Genomic DNA, 4,969 nt, shown 5'->3' on the forward strand with positions numbered 1-4,969 from the left:
ACTGACATTGGATCAGATGGACGTGATCGAGCTGAACGAGGCATTCGCCGCGCAGGGTCTGGCATGTCTCCGTGCGCTGGGTGTGGCCGACGATGACGCGCGCGTGAACCCGAACGGTGGCGCCATCGCCCTCGGACATCCGTTGGGCATGAGTGGTGCCCGACTGGCGCTCACGGCCGCGCGTGAACTGCGTCGCCGCAACGGTCGCTACGCCCTCTGCACGATGTGTATCGGCGTGGGCCAAGGCTTCGCCATGATCATCGAACGAGTCTGACCGCCGTGATCTACGCGTTTGATGGATTCATTCCGGTGGTGCATGAATCGGCGTTCGTACATCCGCAGGCGTCGGTCACCGGCAACGTGATCATCGGGCGCGACGTATATGTCGGACCTGGTGCCGCCATACGTGGCGACTGGGGCGGCATTGTGATAGAGGATGGCTGCAACGTGCAGGAGAACTGCACGATTCACATGTTTCCGGGCGTCGTGGTCCGCCTCGAGGCGAGCGCGCACATCGGCCATGGGGCGATCGTACACGGGGCGCACATCGGTGCCAATGCGCTCATCGGTATGAATGCCGTGATCATGGACAACGCGGTCGTGGGCGCGGGGTGTGTAGTCGGCGCGCTCTGCTTTGTGCCCACCGGCATGGAGATTCCTCCGCGCAAAGTGGTGGTTGGAAATCCCGCCAAGATCGTAAAAGACGTGACCGACGACATGCTGGAATGGAAGTCGTCGGGCACGCAGTTGTATCAGCAGTTGCCGGCGGCCATGCGCGCAAGCTGGCGCGCGGTAGAGCCGTTGCGTGAAGTCCCCGTGAGTCGCCCCACGCAATCGAGCGTGTTGAAGAACTGGAAGGATACCCGCGAGGGAGGAACCACGTGATGTACATGCTCAAGAACTATGCGATGGGCCAGTGGGTCGAAGGCACCGGCCGCAAGGCCGATCTGTTCGATGCCGTGACCGGCGAAAAAATCGGTGAGTCGTCCAGCGAGGGCCTCGATTTCAAAGCGATGATGCACCACGCTCGCTCGGTGGGCGGCCCGGCAATGCGTGCGCTCACGTTCCATCAGCGCGCCGCGATGCTCAAGGCGATCGCCAAGATATTGATGGAGCGGACGGCTGATTTCTACGCGCTGTCGTATCTCACGGGCGCCACAAAAACCGACTCCTGGGTCGATATCGAAGGCGGCATCGGCACCTTCTTTGCCTACTCGAGTCGCGGACGTCGCGAATTTCCCAACGAATGTTTCCATGTGGAAGGGCCCACCGAACCGTTGTCGAAGAATGGCACGTTTGTGGGGCGGCACATCCTGGTGCCGATCGAAGGCGTGGCCGTGCACATCAACGCCTTCAACTTCCCCGTGTGGGGCATGCTCGAAAAGCTGGCGCCAGCGCTGCTGGCTGGCGTGCCGTGCATCGTGAAGCCGGCCACGGCGGGCAGTCATCTGGCCGAAGCGGTGTTCCGCACGATCGTCGATACGGGCATTCTTCCCGAGGGCGCGATTCAGCTCGTGTGCGGCAGTGCCGGTGATATGCTCGATCATCTCGAAGAGCAGGACGTCGTGGCGTTCACCGGTTCGGCGGCCACCGGTCAGAAGCTCAAGAGCGGCGCCGCGGTGCTGAAAAACTCGGTGCGCTTCAACATGGAAGCCGACTCGCTCAACTGCTCCATTCTCGGACCCGATGCGGTGCCCGGCACCGAAGAGTTCGACCTGTTCATCAAGGAAGTCACGCGCGAGATGACCACGAAAGCGGGGCAGAAGTGCACCGCCATCCGTCGCTCGATCGTGCCCGCCGGACTCGAAGAAGACGTGATCAAGGCGCTGTCGAAGCGTCTCGCGTCGACCACCATCGGTGCACCAACGGCCGAAGGCGTCCGCATGGGACCGCTGGCCAGTCGCGCCCAGGTAAACGCCGTGCGGTCGGCCGCTGAGATGATCCGTCATGGCGCCGAACTGGTGTTCGGCGGCGGTGATTTCGAGGTCGTAGGCGCCGATCGTGACAAGGGCGCGTTTTTCGCCCCGATGCTGATGGTGTGCGACCAGCCGCTCACGCGTCTTGAAGCGCACGACATCGAAGCGTTCGGTCCGGTGAACACGGTCATGCCGTATCACTCCATTGAAGAAGCGATACAGCTGGCGCGCATGGGTAAGGGTTCGCTGGTGGGCTCGCTGGTCACGGCCGATCCGAAGGTGGCGCGCGCGGTCATTTTAGGCACGGCTGCCTTTCATGGTCGCATGCTCATCCTCGATCGGACCAGTGCCAAGGAGAGCACGGGTCACGGCTCGCCATTGCCGCAGCTCGTGCACGGCGGCCCTGGACGTGCCGGCGGTGGCGAGGAAATGGGCGGCGCACGCGGCGTCACGCACTACATGCAGCGCGTGGCGTTGCAGGGCAGTCCCAGCATGATCACCGCGATCACCCGCGAGTGGACCAAGGGTGCCGAAGAGCATACCGACGCGGTGCACCCGTTCCGGAAGACATTCGACGAGCTCGAGATCGGCGACACGCTGATCACGAAGTCGCGTACGATATCGCTCGCTGATATCGAAGCCTTCGCCGACCTCAGTGGTGACACGTTCTACGCGCACATGAACGACGACGACGCGCGCAGCAATGGCGTGTTCGAAGGGCGCGTGGCGCACGGATACTTCATCGTATCGGCGGCGGCCGGACTGTTCGTGGAGCCTTCGCTGGGACCGGTGCTGGCGAACTACGGCATGGAGAAGCTGCGCTTTACCAAGCCGGTGTATCCGGGCGACACGATTCACGTGCGCCTCACGGTGAAACAGAAAACCGCGAAGGACACCCCAGAGGGCGCGATTCCGCAGGGCGTGGTGGAATGGGATGTCGAGGTGATGAATCAGGACAATGAGGCGGTGGCGGTCTACTCCATTCTCACGCTGGTGCGCCGGAGTGAGCTGACGCTCGTTGGCTAGTTCTACGGCGGCCGCGCGAAAACTGGATCGGTCCATCATCGATGGACCGATTGGCCCCGTCATGTGGCGTATGGCGTGGCCGACCGTCCTGCAGAACATGATCGGTGGACTGCAGGGCATGATCGACCACGCGATGGTTGGTCATTTCGTCGGCTTTGCCGGCAACGCCGGTATTGGCGTCGGTTTGCAGATTTTCCTCGTAGTCATGGTCTTTCTGGCGTCGCTGTTCAGCGGTATGGGCGTGCTGATCGCGCGCTTCGCCGGCGCCGGCGACGAGGCTGGTGTGAACCGTGCGGCGTCGCAGGCGTTTCTGCTGGCGGTCGTGCTCTCCATCGGCGTGCTCGCCCCCATCGGATACTTCGCCGCACCGTGGTTGCTCAGCCTGGTGAACGCCACGCCGGCAGTACTGAACGAGTCGTTGCCGTTCCTGCGCATCATGTTCGTATTCGGCTTCGGCATGATGCTGTTCTTCATGTTGGGCGGCGCGTTGCGCTCGGCCGGTGATTCGCGGACACCGCTCAAGCTTGGACTCGCGGTCACGATCGGCAACATCGTGTTCAACGTGCTGTTTATCCGCGGCTTCGGGCCCGTGCCGGCCTTCGGTACGCGCGGTGCCGCCATGGGCACGGTGCTTTCCAGCGGGTTGGTTGGCGCGTACGCCATTTGGAAGCTGTTCAGCGGCGCGTGGGTGATCGACTTCCGCGGTGTGAGTTGGAAGCCCGACTGGGACATCATTCGCGCGCTCTTCCGGTTCGGACTACCCACGGGATTGCAGGGTATCGCGATGAACATCGCCGGTGTCATGCTGTTGCGTTTTATCGGAGCGACCAGCATGAGCGCCGAGGCGCAGGCGTCGTATGCGGTGGGGTACTCGCAGCTGTTCTCGCTGGTCACGTGGACCTCCATCGGTCTCATGGGTGCGGCCGCCGCGATCGCCGGGCAAAACCTTGGCGCCGGCCAGCCTGAGCGCAGCACACAGGCGGTGCGGCAGGCGGCACGCATGGGGCTCGTGATTGCCGTGGTGGTGGGCACACTGTTTCTCACCATTCCGGGCGTGCTGCTTGGATTGTTCGGCCTCACGCAGCCGGATACCGTGCGGATCGGCACCGAACTGCTGGCCTATCTCAGCGTGTCAGGACTGTTCATCACCGTCGCCCTCACATTTACCGGTGGCCTACAGGGCACCGGAGACACGCGCAGTCCGCTGTTCATCACACTCGTCTCGCAGTTCGCGCTGCCGATTGGCATGCTCACGGCGCTCCAGGCCACGCGACCGCTGGTGCCCCGCGACATCTGGCTGGCCATCGTGCTTGGCCACGCGCTGCGCTGCGCCTTGAGCGTGTGGCGCTTCGAGCAGGGCAAGTGGAAGACGATCGAGGTGAAGCTGGGGTGAGGACGGGTGCACGTGATGCGTGGGGAATGGTGTCGCGAGTAATCGGGATCGTCTTCGTTGGACTTCCGGTGCCGATCGCAACGATTCCCGTGGTGGCCTGCTCTTACTCACGCCGTCGTACCGCGATGGCACGCTGAACTAGACGCCGTCGAATGCAGTTCACGCCGCCCCACACGCAATCGCTCGGCGGCGGCGTTTGCTTGGTGGCCAATGCGCCGCCCCGTTCACGGTGCGGCGCAGGGCGTTGCATGGACGGCCAATGCGTGCCTGCCGCCCGCCGCCCGCCCACGAGGTCGCGCGTACGCCACGGGTCCCGGCGAGCCTCCCCGGCGACGGTCTGCGCCGTCACTGAAACGCGTGCTCGCGATTGTGTTTTGCGCGGAGCACCGTTCGTCAACACGTCGGTGCGGTTGCCGGTGGCGTAACGCTCGTGGGCTGACCGCGCCACTAGCATACCGTCCATGTGATGATGGGGCCACGACGGAAGTATTCGCCGCGCGGCCCACCTGTGACACCACCGGTTCCTCTCTCCAGGAATTCTCCATGCACGCCTTCGTTCGCTTCGCCCTCGTGCGCCGCGCCGCCGCCCTTTGTGTCCTTGCCGCCGCGACAACGCTGGCCGCCTGCAACAGCG

The 4,969-nt window shown here is 63.7% G+C and carries 3 protein-coding genes and 1 pseudogene; all 4 read left to right on the forward strand.

All coding sequences use genetic code 11. The annotated features are described in order from the left end of the window. Positions 1 to 274: pseudogene (locus ACLL97_RS11600) on the forward strand (3-oxoadipyl-CoA thiolase); the annotation flags it as partial. Positions 275 to 279: 5 nt separating this feature from the next. Continuing rightward, positions 280 to 885, forward strand: coding sequence for a transferase hexapeptide repeat family protein (locus ACLL97_RS11605; protein ID WP_411280636.1), 606 nt, complete (start codon positions 280 to 282; stop codon positions 883 to 885). Then, a complete protein-coding gene (gene paaZ / locus ACLL97_RS11610; protein ID WP_411280638.1) occupies positions 885 to 2,942 on the forward strand; it encodes a phenylacetic acid degradation bifunctional protein PaaZ in 2,058 nt (685 codons plus the stop codon). Before ACLL97_RS11605 ends, paaZ begins: the two co-directional genes overlap by 1 nt. Continuing rightward, entirely contained in the window at positions 2,935 to 4,335 is a 1,401-nt protein-coding gene (locus ACLL97_RS11615; protein ID WP_411280637.1) for an MATE family efflux transporter, read from the forward strand. Before paaZ ends, ACLL97_RS11615 begins: the two co-directional genes overlap by 8 nt. The last annotated feature ends 634 nt before the right edge of the window (positions 4,336 to 4,969 follow it).

Origin of the sequence: Gemmatimonas sp. (assembly GCF_046594945.1) — a bacterium.
Taxonomy (GTDB): domain Bacteria; phylum Gemmatimonadota; class Gemmatimonadetes; order Gemmatimonadales; family Gemmatimonadaceae; genus Gemmatimonas.

Excerpts from the sequence above, each read along its gene's own strand:
- paaZ (WP_411280638.1), top strand. The coding sequence starts at position 885 with ATGTACATGCTCAAGAACTATGCGATGGGCCAGTGGGTCGAAGGCACC.